This window comes from Cellulosimicrobium sp. 22598 (genome assembly GCF_052044445.1).
Classification (GTDB): domain Bacteria; phylum Actinomycetota; class Actinomycetes; order Actinomycetales; family Cellulomonadaceae; genus Cellulosimicrobium; species Cellulosimicrobium cellulans_G.
In genome coordinates this window covers 175,636-196,144 of record NZ_JBQEMZ010000010.1, presented here as the reverse complement: position 1 = coordinate 196,144, position 20,509 = coordinate 175,636, and the positions used below count along the sequence as shown (strand labels likewise).

Below are 20,509 nucleotides of genomic sequence, written 5' to 3'. Positions count from 1 at the left end.
CATCGGAGATCTCAGTACGCGACACGCTCCAAGCGTCACCCGCACACCACGAATCAACCTTTAGCAACACGCCCTAGCCGACCAGGCTCGGGTTCAAGGTAACGAGGAAGGTTGCCGCACGCGGGCGTCGGTAAGGAAACTCGCGATCATCGGAAGAACTCCTGCGGCCAGCTGTCCAGCGTTGCCGCCTGGCGCAGTGTCGGGGACGAACAGGTCGTGGTTCGCGCGCGGGAACATGGCGAGCCCGTGACTCGCGCCATCAAGCGCGGCGAGGTTCTCCGCGTACGCCGCGACGCTCTCCGTGACCGGGATGAGCGGGTCGGAGCCGCCGAACAGCACAAGCACCGGCGAGGTGACCGACTGCAGTACCGGCACCGGGTCAAAGTCCAGCATGCCTGCGACGAAGGCGAGGTCCTCTTGGGTGTCGTAGGCGACAGACACCGCCGAGTACCACGAGCGGCCAGTGAACCGCTGCTGGTCGGCGAGCACCGCGTCGACCGGCTCGCCGGCGACCAGTCGCGCGCAGCGCTCATCGACCCACGCCATCGCGTCCGCGTGCTCCTGAGACGGAAGACCGGCCAGCTCGCGAGAGATACGATCCCGCTCCTGCGCGGCAGGTGAGACGCCCGGGCCTGACACCGAGACGACGAAGTCCGTACCGCCGATCGCGGACGCCAGCAGCGACGCCCATCCTCCCTGGCTCACTCCGAGCAGACCGACCGGTTGCCCCTGGCAACGTGGGTCGGCGCGCAGAACCTCGACGGCAGCCAGCGCCTTGACGGCCCGATCTGCCATCGTCTGCTGGGTCCAGTGTCCAGGCGAACCACCACAGCCGGGCTTGTCATAGGTGAGCACAACGGCGTCGCACGATGCGACCCGCTCTGGCCAGCAGCCCCAGTCGTCACACACCCCGTCACAGAACCGTCTACGAGCACGACCCCGGGACGCGGCTCATCATCCGACAAGACGGACGACATGTGCAGGAGGGCTCGCAGGTCACCGAATGCTGTTGTGACACCGGTCCACTCGGTCCTTAGTTCCTCAGTCATGCGGCACCTCGTTGCTCGTGGGGATCAAGATGGGAAGGGGCGCGGATACGCGCACGCGATGCAGGAGCAACGATGCCGGTAGATGACGGAGGCGGGTTGCACGAAGGTGTGTGACAGCGGCATGCCACTGGGTCGCGTGTGCATCTTCATCGTGGCACGGGCGTGCTCAGAGGAGCGTGGCGGCGTAGGAGCAGTGAGGCAATCGCCGCTGCTAGGGCTGCGAGTGCCGCGGCGATGCCGAACGCGACGTGGAATCCGTCGTTGAGCGCGGGCAGCGGCTGCGAACGACCGCTGAGAAGCGTGGCGGTGTGAGCGGCGGCTGCCGTGGTGAGGATCACGATGCCTGCGGTATCGCCCACCATGCCTGAGGTGGCGGCTACACCGGAAGCCAGTCCTGCGTCCCGGAGGTCGGGGACCGTCATGCTGGTCGCGATGACCGCTGGCATCACGATCCCGCTGCCCGCGCCGACCAGCGTGATCGCGGGCAGGATGTCGACCGCGTATAGCGGATCGGTCGGCAGGCGGGTCGCGAGCAGGAGACCGCCCGTCACGGCGGTCAGGCCAGTGACCAGCAGGCTGCGGCTCCCGAAACGAGCGGCTAGGCGCGGGTAGAGCGTGAGCGATGTGAGGGCTGAGGCGATCGCGAGCGGCATCAGAGACAGCGCGGCGTCGAGGGGACTATATCCCGCGACCTGCTGAAAGTAGAGGGCGATGAGGATGGTGAAAGGAACGGTGCTTGCCGTCGTCAGGATGTGGATGATGTTCCCGCCGGCCAGGGTGCGGTTGCGCAGGAATGCAAGAGGGATCAAGGGGACGCGGGCGGTCGCCTGCCGGAGGACGAAGCCACCCAGCAGCGCCAGCGATGCAAGGCCGACGAGCGCGTGTGGGGAGTTCCAGCCGTGGTCGCCGACGGCGACCACGGCATACGCGCCGAGCATGAGTCCGGCTGTGGCAAGCGCGGCGCCGGCGGCGTCCAATCCCGCACGTAATCCCAGGCCACGGTCGCGGGGAATGAGCCGGACGGCCAGTGCGGAGGCGACGATCCCGATGGGGACGTTGACGTAGAAGACCCAATGCCAGCTCATAGCATGCGAGATGACGCCGCCGAGGACGATGCCCGCCGAGGCTCCAGCGGCCTGCGCGAAGCCGACCAGCCCCAGCGCTCGGCCACGTTCTCGCGGCTCGGTGAAAAGCGTGATCACAACGCCGATGGCCACCGCGTATGCCAAGCCTGCACCCACGCCCTGGATGAACCTGGTCGCGATGAGAACTTCTTGACTCCATGCCAACCCGCTCAGTGCGGAGGCGCCGGTGAACGCAGCCACGCCGGCGATGAAGACGGTCTTGCGTCCGATGAGGTCTCCTAGACGTCCTGCCAAGAGCAGCAGACCGCCGAATCCGATCGTGTAGGCGTTGATCACCCAACTCAGATGCGACTGGTCGATATCGAGATCGCGTTGGATAGAAGGAAGCGCGACCGTGACGATGCTGACATCGATGACAATCATCGTCTGCATGCCGCACAAGACTGCGAAGGCGAACCACCGGCGCCGACTGGACTGTTCTGCGACGATGCCTCTGCCGTCAGCCACCATGCCCACACCCTGCCTTCTGTGCTCGGTTCGATCGTGATGTTCGAAGCAACCGTATGGAGTGGGCTACTGAGCCTTCAATGCTCTGATGAGCCGACGTGATGCTCGTTCGTCCAGGTTTTGGACCTTGTGGTGACTTGACCTCCTCACCCGAAATGCTCTGAGGTCGGGGCCGCCGCCCTCGTGGCGAGGGCTTGCGTCGGAGAAGCGCTCGACGTCGACCTTGCGGAGGGTCGGCGCCCCGGTCGATACCGTTCCATGCCGAGCGCAGCCCTCCACCCCCAGCGCATCGGTCAATCCAGGTTGACTTCGGTCAAGCGGTCAATTATGGTTGACCGCATGGACGTGGAGCAGTTGACGGCGCTGGCCCGGGCGACGGCGAGCGAGGACCCGCTGGTCGGGTTGGATGCGACCGTGCAGGTTCGCAAGGAGATGGAGCGTGTGGAGGCGGTGCTGGTGCGCCGTGCCCGCAACCAGGGAGCGACCTGGGTCGACATCGCGGCCGTGTTGGGCGTGTCCAAGCAGGCCATCCACAAGAAGTACGGCGGCAGAGGTTTGTTCGGCAGCCAGAAGTAGACCTCTAGCCAGCGCCACCGCAGGTGGCTGAGCAGCAGCCTCAGCCACCGTAGATCAGCACGCCCGAAAACGGGAGGTTTCGTGCTGTCCGCACGCATATGAAGGAGGACCTCATGACCAAGAACGAGACCGTGCGTTCGGCGCTTTCACTGGCAGTGAGGGCGAACCTCCCTGTCCTGCTGTGGGGTGCGCCAGGGACCGGCAAGACCTCCGCCGTCATGGCGCTTGCTGAGCAGCTGGAAATGCCGATCGAGGTAGTGGTCGGCTCGATCCGCGAACCGAGCGACTTCTCCGGTCTCCCCGTCATCCGCGATGACGGGACCTGGTTCGCGCCGCCACGATGGGCCGAACGACTGGCCGCGGCGGGGTCCGGGTTGCTGTTTCTGGACGAGCTGACCACGGCACCGCCCGCGGTGCAGGCCGCGATGCTCCGCGTCGTCCTGGAACGCGCCGTGGGCGATCTTGTGCTCCCGGAGGGCGTGCGTGTCGTCGCCGCAGCGAACCCGCCCAGCGTCGCCGCGGACGGCTGGGAGCTGTCGGCACCGCTGGCGAACCGGCTCGTGCATCTGGACTGGCAGATCGAGGCCGCCGGGGTCGCTGAGGGATTCGCTCACGGGTTCGCGGTCGCCGATGCCGCCCCTGTCGCCGCGCCGACGTCTGGGCAGATCGCGACAGCGAAGGCGCAGATCGGTGCATTCTTGCGGATCCGGCCGGAGCTGGTGCTCGCCGTGCCGGATTCGCCGGAGCGGGCGGGGCGGAGCTGGCCAAGCCCTCGGAGCTGGGAGATGGCCGCGCGCGGCCTGGCCGCCGGGGTTGCGAATGCCAGCGACGAGGCGACGATCGCCGCGCTGGTGATCGGCGCAGTCGGCGAGGCGGCAGGGTTCGAGGCGTTGTCCTGGCTGCGCACGCTCGACCTGCCCGACCCTGAGTCGGTGCTGAACGACCCCCACGCGCCACTGCCGGACCGGCCCGACCACCTGCACGCGCTGCTCGGCGCGGTCGTCGCCCACGTTCACGCGGACGCGAGCGAGTCGGCATGGGAGCGCGCATGGGACGTGATCGCTCGGGTTGCCAAGACCACGCCCGACGTAGCCGCAACCTCCGCCCGAGCCCTCGCCTCCCAGCGGCCAGCCGGGGCGAACCTGCCCACGGCCATGCTCGAGCTCGCCCCGATCCTTCGCACGGCAGGACTCATGCCATGACCGGCCCGGCTCCGACCGACCCTGAGCGCACACCCGAGGTGCTGGCCCGCTTCGCCGAGGCGCGGCTGTGGGCCGCAGCACAGGCGCCATACCTCGCAAGTGCGCTGTTCGCACTCCGACCGGTCGTGCTGGAACCGTACGTGGACGAAGAGACCGGCGAGCCCGTCCCGGACGACGACTTCCGGGCGTTCCCGGCCGACACCCGCTGGAACGTCCACCTCGATCCCGGCACGACGCTCGCGACGGCCCCGCCGGTGGTCGGCTGGTGGCTGCTGCACCACATCGGGCATCTTGTCCGCCATCACGCGACCCGCTCCCCGGTGTCAGCCAGCGCTCCAAGCACGCATGCCGCCGGCGAGGCGGGTACGCCGGACTCCCTCGCACGGCAGTGGAACCAGGCCGCGGACGCCGAGGTCAACGACGACCTCGAAGCGTCAGGACTCGACTCGCCGGCCGGGATTATCTCGCCACGCGCACTCGGGCTGCCCGAGGGACGACTGGCCGAGGAGTACATGTCACTCATCGAGGTTCTCGACACTGCCCACAGCAAGGGTGGGCGGCGGCTCGCCGAACTGATCGACTGCGGCAGCGCGGCGGACGGGATCCCGCACGACTACGAGGACTCAGCCAGTGGCGACGGTCTCAGCGAGACCGAGCGCGACATCCTCGAACTGGCCGTCGCCCGCGAGATCGAAACCCGCTCGGCCGCGCGAGCCACGATTCCCGGCGGCTGGCGACGCTGGGCCAGCGAGAGGCTGCATCCCGCCGTCGACTGGCGCGCCGAGCTCGGAGCGATGCTGCGCCGCGGAGCGCGGCAGGCGGCAGGCCGGGTGGACTTCTCCTATAGCCGTCCCTCCCGAAGGCCGGCCGTGGACGGCATCGTGATGCCTGCGATGGTCGCTCCCGCACCAGAGATCGCGCTGGTCATCGACACCTCCGGCAGCATCACACCCGCGATCCTGACCGGCTTCCTCGCCGAAGTGACGGCGATCATCGCCCGCGCCAGCGGACCGAGCCGGCGGCTGCACGTGATCTGCTGCGACCTGAACGCCCACCCCGTCCAGACCATCCGCCGCGCAGAGGAGATCGAGCTGCTCGGCGGCGGCGGCACGGATATGCGCGAGGGCATCAGCGCCGCGCTCACGCTGCGACCCCGGCCCGATCTGATCCTTGTCCTCACCGACGGGCAAACCCCGTGGCCGGACCACCGCCCGCCCGTGCCGGTCGTGATCGGCCTGGTCGAACCGGGCCCCGGCTACCACCCCGAGGCACCTCCACCTGGATGGGCACATGTCATCGCCCTCCCTGCCACTGCATAAGGAGCACCCATGACCATCGCCTACGACGACCATCCCGACCCCGAGCCCGAAGACCTCCACCGTTGGACCGAGCGCGGCTTCACCGTGGCCGAAGCACGCGGCTGGATCGACAACGGATTCCTGCTGAGCTCCGCCGAACGCTGGCGCGACAGCGGCGTCTACACCCCCGGCGACGCGCACGCCTGGCGCACCGCCGGCCTCACCCCCTACACCGTGCAACCGCTGCTGCGCGCCGGAATGACACCCCGCGACGCCGTGCAATGGCACGAACTCGGCTACAGCCACACCGAGGCCGCAGAACGGCACCTCGCCGGAGAACGACCACGCCCCCGACCCTGGTGGCGGACCCTGCTCGGACACCGCCCTCGCAAGTCGGACACGCTGACCGGCGAACAGTCCGCGACCATGCGGGCGCTGCTCCGCTCCGGAGTTCCTGTCGCGACCGGACGCGCTTACCTCGACGCCGGATGGCGCGATGCCGCAACGGCCGTGCCCTGGGCCAGAACCGGCCTCGACCCGGCACAGGCCGCCGTGTGCCACAGCATCGGCTTCACCCCCTCCGAAGCATCAACCCTCGCTGAAGCTGGCCACGACGGCTTCGAACTCCTACGGCTGTGGTGGGACGCAGGCATCCCCCGAACGGAAGTCCCTGCCTGGGTCGTCGCCGGATTCACACCCGACGACGCCCGTCACGCCCGCGACGCCGGCACGACCGCCGAACACGCCGCCGTGCTCCGAGCGCTCAGCGGCCCGAGCGCCCCGAAACCACCCGAAGAAAGGAACTGACATGACCGCGATGATCAGCGCCACCGACCTCCGCAAAACCTACGGAAAGAAACGGGCGCTCGACGGATTCACGCTCTCCGTGGACGAAGGAACAGTATGCGGGCTGCTCGGCCCCAATGGTGCGGGAAAGACCACGGCGGTGCGCATTCTCGCCACGCTGCTGAAAGCCGACTCCGGCAACGCCAGCATCGCCGGACACGACCTCACCACAGACGCCGGCCGAGTACGTGCCGCGATCGGTTTCACCGGACAGTTCTCGGCCGTCGACGAGATCCTGACCGGACGGCAGAACCTCGACATGTTCGCCCGGCTCTACCACCTCGACCGACGACAGGCGCGCCAGCGAACAGACGACCTGCTCGACAGGTTCGCACTCCACGACGCCGCCGACCGACCCGCAGGCGGCTACTCCGGCGGGATGCGGCGTCGCCTCGACCTCGCTGTCAGCCTCATCCTCGCGCCACGTGTGCTCTTACTCGACGAGCCGACCACCGGTCTCGATCCACGCACGCGCGCCGAGGTCGGGACCGATATCCGAGAACTCGTGTCCGCTGGAACAACCGTTCTACTGACGACTCAGTATCTCGATGAGGCCGATCACCTCGCCGACCAGATCGCCGTCATCGACAGCGGGACGATCATCGCGCGCGGCACACCCCGCGAACTCAAAGAGAGCGTCGGGGGTGACCGGATCGAACTCGCACTCCGCGACGAGGAACAGACGAATGCGGCCGCACGCATCGTCGCCGCCGCGACCGGCACTGACCCCGGCATCGACCTCCACCGTCGCCGCGTCAGCGCGCCGGCTCCCGAACGGTTCCACAGCCTGAGCACCACCATCCGGCAACTCCACGAGGCAGGCATCGACCCCGAAGACGTCGCCCTGCGCCAGCCGACCCTCGACGACGTGTTCCTCAAGCTCACCGATAGGAAGGAGAAGACAGCATGACCTCGCTCGCCCCCCTCACCGCAACGGCCCCCGGCTCGCCGTCGCGGTGGGCTCTGCACGACAGCCTGATCGTCGCCCGCAGATACCTCACCCACTTTCGCCAGCAACCGTCACGACTTGTCGGCAACCTCCTCTTCCCGATCGTCATGGTGATCATGTTCGGGTACGTGTTCGGGAGCGCGATCACGCTGCCCGACGGCGGCAACTACCGCGAGTTCCTGATGCCAGGGCTGTTCGTGATGACGATGGCGCTCGGCATGGCCCAGACCGTCATCTCCGTCACCACAGACACCGCCAAAGGCATCACGGACAGGTTTCGCACGATTCCCATGTCGGGCGCCGCCGTCGTCACCGGCCGAAGCCTCGCCGACCTTGCGGCATCCGTCCTCGAACTGATCGCCCTGCTCGCCTGCGGACTGCTGGTCGGCTGGCGCGCCAACGGAACCGTATGGCAGACCCTCGCGGCGATCGGGCTCCTGCTGCTTCTGCGCTACGCGCTCGCGTGGGTCGGCATCTACCTCGGCCTCGCGCTGCGGTCGCCAGACCTCGCGAGCGTCGCCCTCGCGCCCATCTACCCGCTGACCATGATCTCCAACGTCTTCGTCCTCCCTACCCAGATGCCAGCCTGGCTCGGGGTCATCGCCGAGTGGAACCCACTTTCCGCCACAGTCACTGCCACGCGCGAACTCTTCGGCAATCCCGGCATCACCACATCAGCGTCGTGGGCCGCCGAGAATGCCACACTCCTCGCCATCGCCTGGCCCGCCATCCTCATCGCTGTGTTCCTCCCCTTGGCGGCCCAGCGCTACCGGAACCTCGCTCGGTAGGAACACCGATGCATCCTCGTCATCGTCGCGTGCCCGTAGGGGCTGCTGCATGGATCTGCGACAGTCGGCCATGAGGCCTGATTGACCAACGTGGTCATGATGGCTTCGGGCTCGATGGGGTCAATCGGCCAAGTCGGGTCTGTCGTCGTCGGAGCCTGACCCGCTTTCCCGGACGCCCGGTCTGAGGTGATGATCGCCTCGGGAGAGAGTCCGTGATGCCTGCAGCGAAGCCGCCGGAGTTCCGGCGTAGAGCGGTGGACCTGGCCCGGCGCGGTGATGCGCCGGTGCGGCAGGACGCGAAGGATCTGGGGATCAGAGAGTCGTGCCTGCGGCGGTGGATGGCGCAGGACGATGTCGATGCCGGTCGGCGCGAGGGGCTGACGTCTGAGGAGCGCACGAGATCCTCAAGCGGGCGTCGGCGTACTTCGCCCGGGAGAACGTGCTCCCAAAATGAGTGCCCGGCTCGTTCGCGAGCTCGCCGGCGACGGAGTGCCCGTCGCGGTGACGTGCCGGGTGCTGGGCATCTCTCGCTCAGGCTTCTACGAAGCTGACGGCAGAGCGCCGTCGGCGCGGGCGGTCTCCGACGCGGGCCTGGCTGCGACGATCACCCGGATCCATCACGCCTCGCGGGCGACCTATGGTGCCCCGCGCGTGCACGCCGAGCTACGGCTGGGTCTGGGAATCCGGTGCGGGCGAAAACGCGTAGCGCGCCTGATGCGCGACGCGGGCCTGGTCGGGGTGTGTCACCGGCGCAAACGACGAGGCCATCGACCCCTGCCCGCGCCGCACGAGGACCTGGTGCGCCGCGACTTCACCGCCACCGGGCCTGACCGGCTGTGGTGCACCGACATCACCGAGCACTCCACCAGCGAGGGGCGCGTGTACTGCTGCGCGGTCCTGGACGTGTTCACCCGTCAGGTTGGTCGGCTGGTCGATCGCCGACCACATGCGCTCCGAACTCGTCGTCGACGCGCTCGAGATGGCCCGCTGGAGACGCCGGCCCGCACCCGGCACGATCGTGCACGCCGACCGCGGCAGCCAGTACACATCCTGGATCTTCGGCCACCGGCTACGCGCCGCCGGCCTGCTCGGATCGATGGGCCGGGTGGCCTCGAGCGTGGACAACTCGATGATCGAGTCGTTCTGGTCGACCATGCAGCGCGAGCTTCTCGACCGCCAGCACTGGGCGACCAAGGCCGAACTCGCGTCCGCAATCTTCGAGTGGGTCGAAGGCTTCTACAACCCCGTGCGCCGACACTCCGGACTTGGCTACCGCAGCCCCACCGAGTTCGAAGCCCTTCACATCGCCGCCGAGCTCGCGGCATGATCAACCAACAGAACCTGTCCGGGAAACCGGGTCAGGCTCCGCTGCCCTGTCGAGATCGTTGACAGGTGCGGTCACAGCATCCCGTCGAACGAGCCGACTGGTTTCGCCCGAGAACGTGGAACTCGCCGCAACGGTGCGATGATCGGGTCTCACGAACTCACATACGTGTGGACGAAGAACGCCACCGCCGAGACGGCTGCGCCAGCCAGAAGTGTGGAGGGAAGGGTGATTGCCCAAGCAAGACCGACCCGCGCTGCGCTACTCCACCGAAGCCGCCGCACCCCATCGTGCAGGCCCGTTCCCACGAAACCGCCTGTGATGGCCTGCGTCATGCTGACCGGTGCCCCGGCCACCGAGCTGGCAATCACCGCCGTGGCGGCAGAGAGCTCTGCGGTCACGATGTGCACGGGGTGCGCACTGAGGACGTCTGCTCCTCCTCTGCCCATCCGCCTGACGCCCACCGCGGTACCTGCCGCGAAAGCTCCTCCGATCAGGGTGAAGGTCCACCAGGGAAGTTCCGCGGAGTGCCCGGTGGCTACGAAGAAGAGGACAAGGACCTTCTGCCCGTCATTCATGCCGTAGGCGAGCGACTGGAGGACGAACGCAAGCGAGTGCGTCCGAGTCACGGTGGATTGATACGAGGTAGCCCGGACCCAACGCCACAGACGCGACCCGAGAAACGCAAGGAGAAGACCGGCGAGCGGGGCGAGCGCTCCGAAGATCAGCACCCGCAGGAGAACGTGAGGGTCGATCGTCGCCCTCGCACCCAGCGCCGCACCCGTGACTCCGCCGACGAGCGCAAGGGTCAGGCTTGTCGGAATCCCACGTCGTGACAGGGCGAAGACAACGCCGGTTGCCACGACGAAGCCCAGAAGGATCACCGCGGTGGCTGCGTCTTGTGCTGGAACCAGCCCGTCGTGCAGGGCTCGCGCGACGCCGGTCGCACCGATCAGCGGAATCGCGACGACACACGTGGTGAGGACCGCGCCACTCACAACGACGCTGCGACGAGGCAGGCGCAGGCCGGGGGCGAGGAGGGCTCCACCGTCGTTGAGCCCGACGATGAAGGTAAAGGCAATCGCGAGAAGCAGGGCAATGGGTGACAGAGAAGCTGCTCCCTCGAGGGACGAGACGGAAGAAGGGTGAACATGGCCGCCTGACCGGTGGGTGCGGGTCAGTACCCGCGCTTGACGACGCCTTCGGTCAGGGCATCGGCGGCGTCGTGGATGTGTCGCGCGACCGCATCCAGCCTCTTGATCAGCTCACGCTGCTTGAGGGACTGGGCAGTGACCGGACCGCGGAGGATGCGCACGAACTCGGCCTGATATGCCCGCGAGACCTTGCTCGCCGCCTTCTTTGCCCGCAGTGCACGCTCAGGAACCTCGCGAGGCCGTCTCCACAACGCCTGCACGGCTGAGTCGAGTCGTGCGAGTGAATCGACGATACTGGCGACCATCGGCTCGTAGCTTCGTCTCTGCTCGATCTTGTACAGGTCTGCTTCTCGCACGAACTCGCGCAGCGCGTCCAAGACGTCATCGACCATCCGAGAGATCCGAAACAGGTCTTCGCGGTCCAAGGGCGAGGAGAGCGACCGTGACAACTGGTCGACCAACGCCGCGCGCATCTCGTCACCCCGGCGCTCAACATCGGCGATACGGGCGCGGGCGTCAGTCGTGCTGATCTCCTTGCGCGTCAGGGCGCTGGCCAGCCTGGCCCCCTCGCGCGCAGCCGCGACCTGCGCGGTCAAGGGCTCAGCGAGCAGCGCCGCCGAGCGCGGCAGAGGACGAGAATCCGCCCTCCGCCGCGCTCGGAGCGCGCGCCGGCCTGAACCACCGCGCGAGCGCCAGAGAGAAATCAGCACGTCTGGGCGCAGTTTCGCAGGCCCGTGCGCAGGTGCAGCTGCGTGCCGCCGTTGCCGTCCCAGTCGTCGACGTAGACGACTGCGAAGTAGCCAGCACTGTCGACACTGACGGTCGGCTCCTGCTGCGCATTGGCGGTGAAGACCGACAGCCGTGACTCCGGGAACGTGTTGGTGATCGTTCCAGCGGCGGTGATCCCAGCGCCCCAGACCTCGGTGCCGCTCTGGTAGCGCGTGAGACCGGTCGACTGCGGTGACTCGTGCCAGACCACGACCGCGCCACCGTCTCCATCGGTCGACACGTCCGGGTGAGCCTGCCTACCCACTCGATCCGACTGGTAGAGGGTCTGGGCTGTCACCGCGTAGCCAGCCGCGCTGTTTGTCCACCGGTAGATCGGGCTCGTCACGGTGCGCGCGGCGAACAGTGCGGTGCTGCCGGAGTAGCCGCGCACGTAGATCGCCGACTGCGGCTGGCCGTCCTGTCCTGTCCGACCTGTGTGCTGGTCCTCCCACACGACGTACCAGGTCCCATTGTCGGCGATCGCAGTCCGCGGCATGCGCTGCTGTCCGTCCGAGAGGCTTCCCGTGTGGACCGCGATCGTCGAGCCGAACGCTCCGGCGAACGTGCCGGCCTTCGCCCGGATGCTGAAGCCGCCGTTGCCGTCCTCGTCGTCCTCCCAAGCGACGACGGCGGTCCCGTCGCTGGACAGGTCGAGATCCGGGCGCAGGTAGGTTCCACCGGCCACGGCCTGGACCGGAACGTCGTAGCCTCCTGTCACGGGGGTCAGCCGAGCACCGGCTGCGCTGAACGCCGCGTAGCGGATCGAGGAGACACCGGTCGTCGTGGTGTCTTCCCAGGCGATCGCGAAGCGACCGTCGGGCAGCACTCCGATCGAAGGATGTACCTGGTCGCCGTTCGACGCCGAGTTGACCGAGACGATCGATCCCATGACGCCAGCGGCTGTGACAGACCGTGCTCGCAGCTCGTAGCCGCCGTTGCCGTCCCTGTCGTCGGCCCAGACAACGACGGCGGCGCCGTCCGGCGAGACGTCGACGTCCGGCTGCTTGTAGTTCCAGCCGGGGTCGCCGCCCGTACGCACGACGTTCTCCCAGTCCCGGACTCCGTCGATGAAACGCGCGAGCCGGATCTCGTTGCCAAGGCTAGTCCTGGACCCCGAGGAGAACACGACGTAGTTGATATGGCGTCCGGTCGAGTCGACGTATGAGGCAGCCTCCGGCTCGAACTGGTCTCCCGCTGCAACGGCATTGGCAGTCGAGTGCGTCGCGTCGGGGTACTTCGTCGGTGCGATGGTGATCGCCGCCTGCTTGATCGCGTCGAAGTCGGCGACGAAGCCGTCGTACGTCGCTGGGTCATCGATCCGCACAAGCACCTCGTCGTTCTTGACGAGCGCACCGTTCGTCCAGTTCTGGGATCCCGTGAAGACATGGCGCACGAAGGTTCCGGTCTTGCGGGAGGTGCCCTGGACGAGGAAGTACTTGGAGTGGATGCTCCCGTCGGAGCACTCGGAGTTCGCGCCGGACCCGACAGTGAACCAGCTCTGGCGGCACCCGCCAGGGTTCATCGCGTAAACGGGGATCCCGCGGTTCGCCAGGAGGGGGAGCATGTCCTGGTGCTCACCACCGGCCACTTCGACCGTGCAGCCTTGGTCCTTCTTGTCGCCGAGCGCGTCGATCACCTCAGGTCGGTGGGACCGCATCCCCCACATTGCCACCCGCACAACGTCGTCCGTGGACGTCGGCGAGCAGGCAATGTCGTCGATCGCCGCGGCGACGACATCGGTACGCGCAGAGACCGGCGAGAACGACGCCGCAATCGTGCTTGCCTCCCCGGCCGAGGACGTGTTCCGGGGGGACAACCAGACGCGCGTGTTGCCGGCGTCGATATGCCCGGTCTCATAGGTCTTCGTCGGGCCGCCGGCCGAGAGCAGACGCCCGACATAGTCGCGGAACCCGTCGGCCAGCGCGACGTTCCCTACCACCGTCACCTTGTTCTGCCACATCTGCTGCTGAGGTCGGGTCGGGTTCGCCGAACCGATGACCACGACGTCTTGACGCCCATCATCGAGCTCGCTGAAGACCCAGAACTTGCTGTGGTTAATGCCTTCGCCCCCGCCGGCGCACGACGCATAGCAGCGGTGCACCCAGGACCCCGGCCCGGAGGTGGCTGTGCCAAGACCAGTCACCAGGGCCCCCACCTCGGCTCCTGCGTCGCACGAGGCCGGGTTGCCTCCGGTGCACATCTCGACGAGAAGGCGGACGGTGACGCCGCGGCCGTTGGCAGCCAAGAGCGCATCGACGATCCCTTGGTCGGAGAACGTATAGAGCGATCCGTACACCGTGGATCCTGGGACCGCTGCCTCGATGAGCTCCTCGAGCGCGTCTCGGAGCCCTGGGTCCTGATAGGCGCTGACCTCGGGACCGTTCTTCGTGGGGTCCGGCACCGCGTACTGGGCCGGCGGGACCGGGTCCAGGCGCGGTCGCAGGAACGACGTGGACATGTCGGTTCCCGGTACGGTGACGATCTCGGCGGCCGCAGGTTGGGTGAGCGCTCCCGCCACGGTCAGGAGCAGGCCCGCAACTGCGCCCGTGAGTGCGGTGCGCAAGCGTCTCGAGCGATGTGACGAGGGGGTCGCGTACGTCATCGTGTGCCTCCAATGGGTTGGACTTGCTGGGTTCGTTGAGCTGGCCCGTGCCTGTGTGTCGGCGAGGCGAAGACGTGTCAGGCGACAGGGACCCGCATGATGACGTCTCGGTCTGCAGGGCCGCCCGCGACGCCGAGTCGACCGGCGCGCAAGCTGTCGTTCAGGGCCAGCTCACGGTGCAGGCCCGCGAGGGCGCGTGGGTCTTCGGGTGTCGACCAGGGATCGACCAGTCCGTCGTGGTCGACCATGACGCTCTCGATCCGGACGATCTCGCCCGGTTCTTCGAGGATGTGGAGCTGGCGTGCCTGGCTCGGCCAGTCGATCACCGCCGAGGTCGTGACCTCGAAAAAGCCACCTCCGGGACCGTGGTGCGCGGTGATCCGATTCGCGTGATGGTGCCCGTTGAGCCAGAGGATGACGCGGGGGTGGGCCGCGGCGAGCGAGATGACCTGTTCGGCGGAGATGGCGTCGCGAGAGAGGGCGCAGCCGTCGAACGTGTTGTCCATCGAACGGCTCGCGTGGTGCGATGCGAGGATCAGGAACGGTGCGTCGGGGCCGCGCGCGAGGTCGAGTTGGTGCCGCAGCCACTCGTACTGTTCGGCGTCGACGGTCCCGTCCCAGTGGCCGCGCAGGTTGTCTGTCGAGAGCATCAGCACACGGATCCTCCCGTCGAGGTCGTAGGCGTAATACGGCCGGACGGACCGCTCGAATCCGTGTCCGGCAGGTCGTGCGTCGTGGCGAAAGTGCGCGTCGACGAAGTCGGTGGGGCGCACGAACCGGCGTCGTGAGAAGGCGGTGACCTCGGCGGAATCGCCGCTGAACAGACGTGCCGGATCGGTGAGGTAGGTCAGGAGCGGGTCGGCCGGGACGTCGTGTGGCAACCGCAAGGGCTTCGCGTCGCCGACGGCGAGGTGTTCCAGCTCCTCGAGACGCGCGCAAGACCCTCCGACCAGGAGGTCGTGGTTGCCCGCGCAGGCGAGCCAAGGGTGCCCGAGACCGTCGCTGCGGATGGGCTGCGCCGCGGTATCCAGAAGCCCTGGCCACGACGGGAAGCCCCACAGCCGCTTGTACCGGTCGCTGACTGCCTCCGGTGTCCAGTACCAGTCGTCGGCGAAGCCGGGGTCCTGGACACCCTCGTATCGTCCCGCTGGCCAGAGGTCGACGACTCCGCCGTCCAGGAGGTTGAGGTAGGCGTCGAGCTCGTTGTGCTGGGCGTTGTCGATGTTGTCGCCGGTGACGATGCACAGGTCAGTCTCGAGGGACGCCAACGTTCGTACCATCGATGCCGCGGCGTGACTGGTGAGAAGCTCGTGCGGTCGAAAGACCCAGTCCACCAGCCCGCTCCAGTGCGGGTCACCACCTCCGTCTCGCATGGCGAACTCGAGCCGTGCAGGACTCCCGACATCGGCGAGGTGTAAGTCGCTCAGATGGGTCAGGGTGGCGACGTGGTGCGCCTGGGCCGAGGACCTCGAGGTCAGGTCGGTACGAGACAGGGCGTTCGCTCGGGGTGCCTGCCGAAGCCCTCGGTACTCCCCCAGCTCCCCGGTTGCCCGGATGGGTCCTGGTTCGATGGCCACGGTCACTTCACTGCCCCCTGCGTCAGGCCCCGGACGATCTGGCGCTGGAACACGTAGAGGATGACGAGCATCGGGATCACCGCGAGGACCACACCGGCCAGGACGACGTTCGGTGTCCGCTCGTCCACGGAGCTGAGCTGGGACAGGCCGATCTGCAATGTCTGCATCTTCGGAGTGTTGGTGACCAGGAGCGGCCAGAAGTACTGGTTGTACGTCACGATGAAGGTGTAGATCGCGAGCGTGCTCAGGGCCGGCTTCGACAAGGGCACCAGGATCGAGACGACGAACCTGAGGTGCGAACTGCCTTCGACTCTCGCCGCTTCGTAGAGCTCACGCGGGAACGAGAGGAAGAACTGGCGCATCAAGAAGATGCCGAAACCGGATGCGAGGAACGGCAGGAATAGGCCCGGATAGGTGTTGAGCAGTCCCCATCCCGAGATCGTCAGGTAGTTCGGCAGGATTGTCGCCTCGGCCGGGACCATGAGCGTCGCCATGGTGAGGCCGAACACGGCCTTCTTGTAGGGGAAGTCCAAGAACGTAAATGCGTACCCGGCCAGCACGGAAGTGATCAGTACTGCTGCGACGACTGAGCATGCGATGACAATGCTGTTGAGGTATTGCCGGGCTAGGGGGACCGACTCGAACACCCGGCCAAAGCTCTCGACGTTCACGCTCGTGGGAATCAGGGCAGGTGGGAAGCGTGTGAGGTCCTGGTAGTTCATCACGGAGCCGGCGATCGCGTAGTACAGGGGGAAGACGACGACAGCCGTGAGCGCGGTGAGGCCGACGATGACACCAAGGCTGCGGAGCCGGCTCATCCGTAGAACACCTTCTTCTGGAGGAATCGGAACTGGACCACCGTGACAATGAGCACGAGGGACATGAGAACGACGGCCTTCGTGCTCGCCATGCCGTAGTCGGAGGCGCCGAACGCAAACGCGGACTGATAGAGGCTGTAGACGAGGGTCGTGGTTGCCCCGTCCGGGCCGCCTTGGGTGAGAATGTTGATCTCTCCGAAGGTCTGCAGAGCATTGATCGTGCAGATGACCAGCAGGAAGAACATGCTCGGAGTGATGAGCGGCAGGATGATCGAGCGCAGCATGCGCCACTGGCCGGCACCGTCGAGCGCAGCGGCCTCGGTGACCTCGGTGGGGACCGCCCCCAGACCGGCGGACAGAACGAGCATGCAGTAAGCGAGGTCGCGCCACACGATGACGATCGCGAGGCTGAGGAGCGCCCAGCGAGGATCGGTGAGCCAGCCGATCTGCGCGATGCCGAGGCGGTCGAATATCCCGTTGAACACCCCGACGCTCGGGCTGTAGAAGATGTCGAACAAGACGGCCGCCGCGGCGGCCGAGAAGGCGAACGGGGTGGCCATGAGGGTGCGGAAGACCCCGATCCTGCGGGTCTTCGCCTGAAGCGAGAGCGCGAGAACGAGACCTACGCTGATACTGGGCACGACCGTGAGCACGGCAAAGAGGAGCGTCGTCAGCAGAACCTTGCGCAGACCAGGGTCGCTGAACATGCGGGCGTACTGCTCGAGTCCCACGAACTGACGGGGACGGCCGAACATGTCGGTCGCGTGCACGCTCAACCACAAGGTGCGTGCCAGTGGCACGAAGACGAAGACCAGGAAGATGGCCAGCGGAATAGCCAGGAAGAGCGCGGCGACGAGCTGGTCTCGGCGTCGACGAGATCGCCGCCACGATCCACCCCGTGCAGGCGGCGTCGCGAGAACGGGTTCTTTGGCGGGGGCGGCGGTAGTCACGTCAGCGCCTCCGCCGCCTCGAGCCACGCGTCTCGAACGTCGTCGATCAGCGCTTCGGGGGCGACGAGAAGCCCGTCCTGGGGGACTGGCTCGGTCTCGTCATGTCGGCCGCGGACGCTGAGCCCGCCCTCGGCCGCGATGAGCAGACCCGCCGCCACGTCCCAAGAGTTGTAGCGGCCAGGCAGGATGCACACGGGTGCTCGGCCCAGTCCGGCGCTGGCGAGCGCGAGTGCGCACGAGCCCAGGATCCGGACCGTTGCGGTCCGGTCGGTCGCCCAGCGCAGGAAAGATTCCATGCCGTCCCATGCCCGGTGCCCGGACCACTCGGTGAGCAACACGTTCCCGGCGAGGTCCTCAGCCACAACCGGCCTCTGAGGCGTCCCGTCCAGATGCACCCCATGGCCGCGCGCCGCGGTGATCGTCTGCCCGCGGTAGACGTCCTGCACGGCGGCCGCGACGGGCCCGGTGTGGTCGACGACGGCGATGCTCACCGCAACGTTGCCCAGTCCGTGCAGGAAGTTGGTCGTCCCGTCGATGGGATCGATGTGCCAGGCGTGGGAAGCCTCGTGCGCGCCCGGAGTCACGCCGAGCTCTTCACCCACGATCGCGTGACCGGGGTACCTGGCCGTGATTGCTTTCCTGAGCCAGGCCTCCACTGATCGGTCGATCGGGGTCACCCAGTCGGCCGCACTGGACTTCGTCGTCGCCTCGCCCTTGTCGAAGGCTGCCGAACGGATCAGGTCTCCAGCACCGCGTGCCAAGTCCGCAGCAAAGTCCACGAGTTCCGTTCTTGGGCCGTGCTTCGCCTCGGTCATGCCACCTCCCGACGCGGCAGGCCGAGCGCGGGGATGTTGTTCGAGATGATCCCGGTGGCGCCCAGACTCATGGCCTTGTCGAGGTCGGCGGGCGTGTCGACGCAGTAGGTCCACAAGGAACACCCGTAGCCCCTGACCTGCGCGGCAGTGGTGGAGTCGACGCGATCCCACGGAAGGTTGAGCGCGATCGGACGGATCGCCGTGACGAGGTCGGTGGGATCGCGCTCGAGGTCGTGGGACAGGACGATCTCGACGTCGGGAAGTGCACGCCGAACCTGCGTGAGAACTTCGGGTTCGCCGATGAAGCGTGCGCGGTTGGCCGCGCCCGCGGCCTTCAGCTGCTCCATCACGTGGTGGACGCCGTCGCCGTTCTTGAGGTCCACGATGAGTTCCAGGTCTACCGCGCCGGCCACCTCGGCGAGTGTCGGGACGTGCGCGTCGCCACCGTCGGGTCGTAGGCGCGAGATCTGCTCGTGGGTGAGGTCTTCGGGGCGCTCATCCCGATCCCAGATGCGATGGAAGGTTCGATCGTGGAGCAGGACAGGAACACCGTCTGACGACAACCGCACGTCGATCTCGACGGCGTCCGCCCCTTGCGCCTGTGCCGCGCGCACGGCCTCGACGGTGTTCTCCACCTCCGTCGACGGGGCACCTCGGTGCCCGACGATGACTACCATTTCACTCCCTTGCTGGTTGGTGTGCGAGATCGCGCTCAGTCGACGGTGGCGTTGTAGCTGTTGATGATGGTGGCCATGGAGCTCTGCGCGTCCGCGACCGCGGTCGCGGGGTCAGCCGACCCGTTCACGCTTGACTCGATCGCGTCGTTCATGGCGTCACGGGCCTGGGGCATGGTGCCCAGCAGGCAGCCGGTGCCGGTGGACTCAGCGAGCTGGTCGCCGGCAACGGTGAAGGCCGGGAACTCCTCAGTGACAGCCGCAAGCGCGTCGGTCTCGGAGGAAGCGACGTTGAGCGGGACGTAGCCGGTCTCGGCGGCCCACCGACCCTGAACGTCCGGGGAGAGCAGGTACTCCTGGAACGCGGCAGCCGCTTCCAGCTCGCGCTCGTCGGAGTCCGCCATCGTCCACAGCGCAGCGCCACCGTTGAAGACGCCGCCTGCGGAACTGCCATCGGGACGGACGAAGTCGAGAACCTCGACGTCGAAGTCGGACTCGCGGATCATGTCGCGCAGGTTCGCGGAGGTGAAGGGGATCATCGCGGCGCGCCCAGCCTGGAAGGCGGCGGCGGCGTCGGTGTTGTTGCGCCCGACGTTGAGGATGCTCCCGTCGGCAACGCCGCCAGCCCATCCCGTGATGATGTCGCGCACAGCGTCGTTGTCCCACTCGACACTGGTAGCCCGGGTGTCTCGCCCGTTGCCCCCGTCGCAGTAGTCCATGCCACCGGCGGCGAGCATCTGCTCCACGAACCAGCCCTCGACGGGCAACACCATGCCGTAGCGGGTGGTCTGCGACCCGTCCCGTACCGTCAGCTTCTCCGCGAGAGCGAGGACCTCACCCCACGTCTCGGGTCGCTCGTCTCCCAGCCCGGCTTCCTCGAGTGCGCCACGGTTGATGTACAGCAGAGGAACCGACGTGTTGAACGGCAGCGCCTGCAGGGTCTCATCGACGGTGAAGTAGCCAGCGATCGAGGGGTCGACGTCGTCGAGCGCGACTCCGTACTGGTCCGCAAGCTCTTCGAAGGGGATGGTCGCCTCGGTGTCGACCATGATTTGAGTCCCGATCTCGAAGACCTGGACGAGCGTGGGGCTCTGCCCCGACTGGATCGACGCCTTGAGCTTGGTCAGGACATCGTTGTACTTGCCCTGGTACACGGCCTCCACGACCACGTCGTCCTGGGAAGCGTTGAAGTCGTTCACGATCGCTTGGAGCGCTTCGCCGTTCTTCCCCGACATCGCGTGCCAGAAGGTGATCGGCTGAGCCAGCCCCCCGTCGTCACCACCGCTCTCGGGGCTCTGCGAGCATCCGGCGGCGACCAGAGCGATCGCCACCGCGCTGGTCCAGAGTGCAAGCCTTCGTCGTGCCATGGGTGTCCTCCTTTGGACAAGCTGGTCGGCCGAGTGAGGCGCCCGGCCACGGGCTGCGGCGCACTGAAGCGCAGTGGCATTGAATCAGAGAAGCGCGCGAGTAGGCAACAGTATGATGATAATTCACATGACCGCGAGATCCAGTAGGTCGGCTCGAAAG

The 20,509-nt window shown here is 67.2% G+C and carries 18 protein-coding genes and 1 pseudogene; 8 read left to right on the top strand and 11 right to left on the bottom strand.

From position 1 onward, the window contains the following. Positions 1-93 precede the first annotated feature (93 nt). The gene (locus ACTJIY_RS12985; RefSeq protein WP_440674144.1) at positions 94-909 is read right to left on the bottom strand and encodes an alpha/beta hydrolase family protein; all 816 of its coding nucleotides are present in this window, start codon (positions 907-909) and stop codon (positions 94-96) included. A gap of 286 nt (positions 910-1,195) precedes the next feature. After that, positions 1,196-2,566 (bottom strand): MFS transporter, encoded by a 1,371-nt coding sequence (locus ACTJIY_RS12980; RefSeq protein ID WP_440697243.1) that lies wholly within the window; start codon positions 2,564-2,566, stop codon positions 1,196-1,198. Between the two features lie 414 nt (positions 2,567-2,980). On the opposite strand from ACTJIY_RS12980, the gene ACTJIY_RS12975 reads away from it, so the two are divergent. From ACTJIY_RS12975 to ACTJIY_RS12940, 8 genes and pseudogenes are all read left to right on the top strand, one after another. Next, positions 2,981-3,217, top strand: a complete 237-nt coding sequence (locus ACTJIY_RS12975; protein WP_024842381.1) for a hypothetical protein — start codon at positions 2,981-2,983, stop codon at positions 3,215-3,217. A gap of 53 nt (positions 3,218-3,270) precedes the next feature. After that, complete coding sequence (locus ACTJIY_RS12970) at positions 3,271-4,419, top strand: ATP-binding protein (RefSeq protein WP_440674149.1); 1,149 nt, start codon at positions 3,271-3,273, stop codon at positions 4,417-4,419. Continuing rightward, entirely contained in the window at positions 4,416-5,738 is a 1,323-nt protein-coding gene (locus ACTJIY_RS12965; RefSeq protein ID WP_440674142.1) for a vWA domain-containing protein, read from the top strand. Before ACTJIY_RS12970 ends, ACTJIY_RS12965 begins: the two co-directional genes overlap by 4 nt. Before the next feature lie 9 nt (positions 5,739-5,747). Next, complete coding sequence (locus tag ACTJIY_RS12960) at positions 5,748-6,524, top strand: hypothetical protein (RefSeq protein ID WP_440674141.1); 777 nt, start codon at positions 5,748-5,750, stop codon at positions 6,522-6,524. 1 nt (position 6,525) lies between these two features. Then, entirely contained in the window at positions 6,526-7,473 is a 948-nt protein-coding gene (locus ACTJIY_RS12955) for an ATP-binding cassette domain-containing protein (RefSeq protein ID WP_440674140.1), read from the top strand. Beyond that, the gene (locus tag ACTJIY_RS12950; protein ID WP_440674139.1) at positions 7,470-8,300 is read left to right on the top strand and encodes an ABC transporter permease; all 831 of its coding nucleotides are present in this window, start codon (positions 7,470-7,472) and stop codon (positions 8,298-8,300) included. Before ACTJIY_RS12955 ends, ACTJIY_RS12950 begins: the two co-directional genes overlap by 4 nt. A 450-nt stretch (positions 8,301-8,750) precedes the next feature. Then, positions 8,751-9,044, top strand: a pseudogene (locus tag ACTJIY_RS12945) (IS3 family transposase); the annotation flags it as partial. Between the two features lie 175 nt (positions 9,045-9,219). Then, positions 9,220-9,627: a transposase gene (locus tag ACTJIY_RS12940; protein ID WP_440674138.1), complete on the top strand. Its 408-nt coding sequence runs from the start codon at positions 9,220-9,222 to the stop codon at positions 9,625-9,627. A 149-nt stretch (positions 9,628-9,776) separates the two neighbouring features. Here ACTJIY_RS12940 and ACTJIY_RS12935 read toward each other — a convergent pair whose 3' ends face one another. The 9 genes from ACTJIY_RS12935 to ACTJIY_RS12895 form a co-directional block, all read right to left on the bottom strand. Continuing rightward, entirely contained in the window at positions 9,777-10,622 is an 846-nt protein-coding gene (locus ACTJIY_RS12935) for an anion permease (RefSeq protein WP_440674137.1), read from the bottom strand. A gap of 179 nt (positions 10,623-10,801) precedes the next feature. After that, positions 10,802-11,374, bottom strand: coding sequence for a DUF47 domain-containing protein (locus tag ACTJIY_RS12930; protein WP_440674136.1), 573 nt, complete (start codon positions 11,372-11,374; stop codon positions 10,802-10,804). A gap of 107 nt (positions 11,375-11,481) precedes the next feature. Continuing rightward, entirely contained in the window at positions 11,482-14,148 is a 2,667-nt protein-coding gene (locus ACTJIY_RS12925; RefSeq protein WP_440674135.1) for a phospholipase D-like domain-containing protein, read from the bottom strand. A gap of 77 nt (positions 14,149-14,225) precedes the next feature. Next, the gene (locus ACTJIY_RS12920; RefSeq protein ID WP_440674134.1) at positions 14,226-15,725 is read right to left on the bottom strand and encodes a metallophosphoesterase; all 1,500 of its coding nucleotides are present in this window, start codon (positions 15,723-15,725) and stop codon (positions 14,226-14,228) included. 2 nt (positions 15,726-15,727) lie between these two features. Continuing rightward, positions 15,728-16,543, bottom strand: a complete 816-nt coding sequence (locus ACTJIY_RS12915) for a carbohydrate ABC transporter permease (protein WP_440674133.1) — start codon at positions 16,541-16,543, stop codon at positions 15,728-15,730. Further along, entirely contained in the window at positions 16,540-17,493 is a 954-nt protein-coding gene (locus tag ACTJIY_RS12910; RefSeq protein ID WP_440674132.1) for a carbohydrate ABC transporter permease, read from the bottom strand. Before ACTJIY_RS12910 ends, ACTJIY_RS12915 begins: the two co-directional genes overlap by 4 nt. Continuing rightward, positions 17,490-18,308: an inositol monophosphatase family protein gene (locus tag ACTJIY_RS12905; RefSeq protein WP_440674131.1), complete on the bottom strand. Its 819-nt coding sequence runs from the start codon at positions 18,306-18,308 to the stop codon at positions 17,490-17,492. The genes ACTJIY_RS12910 and ACTJIY_RS12905 overlap by 4 nt, the downstream gene beginning before the upstream one ends. Further along, entirely contained in the window at positions 18,305-18,985 is a 681-nt protein-coding gene (locus ACTJIY_RS12900; RefSeq protein WP_440674130.1) for a glycerophosphodiester phosphodiesterase, read from the bottom strand. Before ACTJIY_RS12900 ends, ACTJIY_RS12905 begins: the two co-directional genes overlap by 4 nt. Before the next feature lie 35 nt (positions 18,986-19,020). Beyond that, the gene (locus ACTJIY_RS12895) at positions 19,021-20,349 is read right to left on the bottom strand and encodes an ABC transporter substrate-binding protein (protein ID WP_440674129.1); all 1,329 of its coding nucleotides are present in this window, start codon (positions 20,347-20,349) and stop codon (positions 19,021-19,023) included. Between the last annotated feature and the right edge of the window lie 160 nt (positions 20,350-20,509).

What these genes read in the sequence shown, in the direction of transcription:
- ACTJIY_RS12980 (WP_440697243.1), bottom strand. Translation starts at nt 2,566, where the DNA reads ATGCAGACGATGATTGTCATCGATGTCAGCATCGTCACGGTCGCGCTT.
- ACTJIY_RS12975 (WP_024842381.1), top strand. Translation starts at nt 2,981, where the DNA reads ATGGACGTGGAGCAGTTGACGGCGCTGGCCCGGGCGACGGCGAGCGAG.
- ACTJIY_RS12965 (WP_440674142.1), top strand. Translation starts at nt 4,416, where the DNA reads ATGACCGGCCCGGCTCCGACCGACCCTGAGCGCACACCCGAGGTGCTG.
- ACTJIY_RS12960 (WP_440674141.1), top strand. Translation starts at nt 5,748, where the DNA reads ATGACCATCGCCTACGACGACCATCCCGACCCCGAGCCCGAAGACCTC.
- ACTJIY_RS12955 (WP_440674140.1), top strand. Translation starts at nt 6,526, where the DNA reads ATGACCGCGATGATCAGCGCCACCGACCTCCGCAAAACCTACGGAAAG.
- ACTJIY_RS12950 (WP_440674139.1), top strand. Translation starts at nt 7,470, where the DNA reads ATGACCTCGCTCGCCCCCCTCACCGCAACGGCCCCCGGCTCGCCGTCG.
- ACTJIY_RS12925 (WP_440674135.1), bottom strand. Translation starts at nt 14,148, where the DNA reads ATGACGTACGCGACCCCCTCGTCACATCGCTCGAGACGCTTGCGCACC.
- ACTJIY_RS12915 (WP_440674133.1), bottom strand. Translation starts at nt 16,543, where the DNA reads ATGAGCCGGCTCCGCAGCCTTGGTGTCATCGTCGGCCTCACCGCGCTC.
- ACTJIY_RS12905 (WP_440674131.1), bottom strand. Translation starts at nt 18,308, where the DNA reads ATGACCGAGGCGAAGCACGGCCCAAGAACGGAACTCGTGGACTTTGCT.
- ACTJIY_RS12900 (WP_440674130.1), bottom strand. Translation starts at nt 18,985, where the DNA reads ATGGTAGTCATCGTCGGGCACCGAGGTGCCCCGTCGACGGAGGTGGAG.
- ACTJIY_RS12895 (WP_440674129.1), bottom strand. Translation starts at nt 20,349, where the DNA reads ATGGCACGACGAAGGCTTGCACTCTGGACCAGCGCGGTGGCGATCGCT.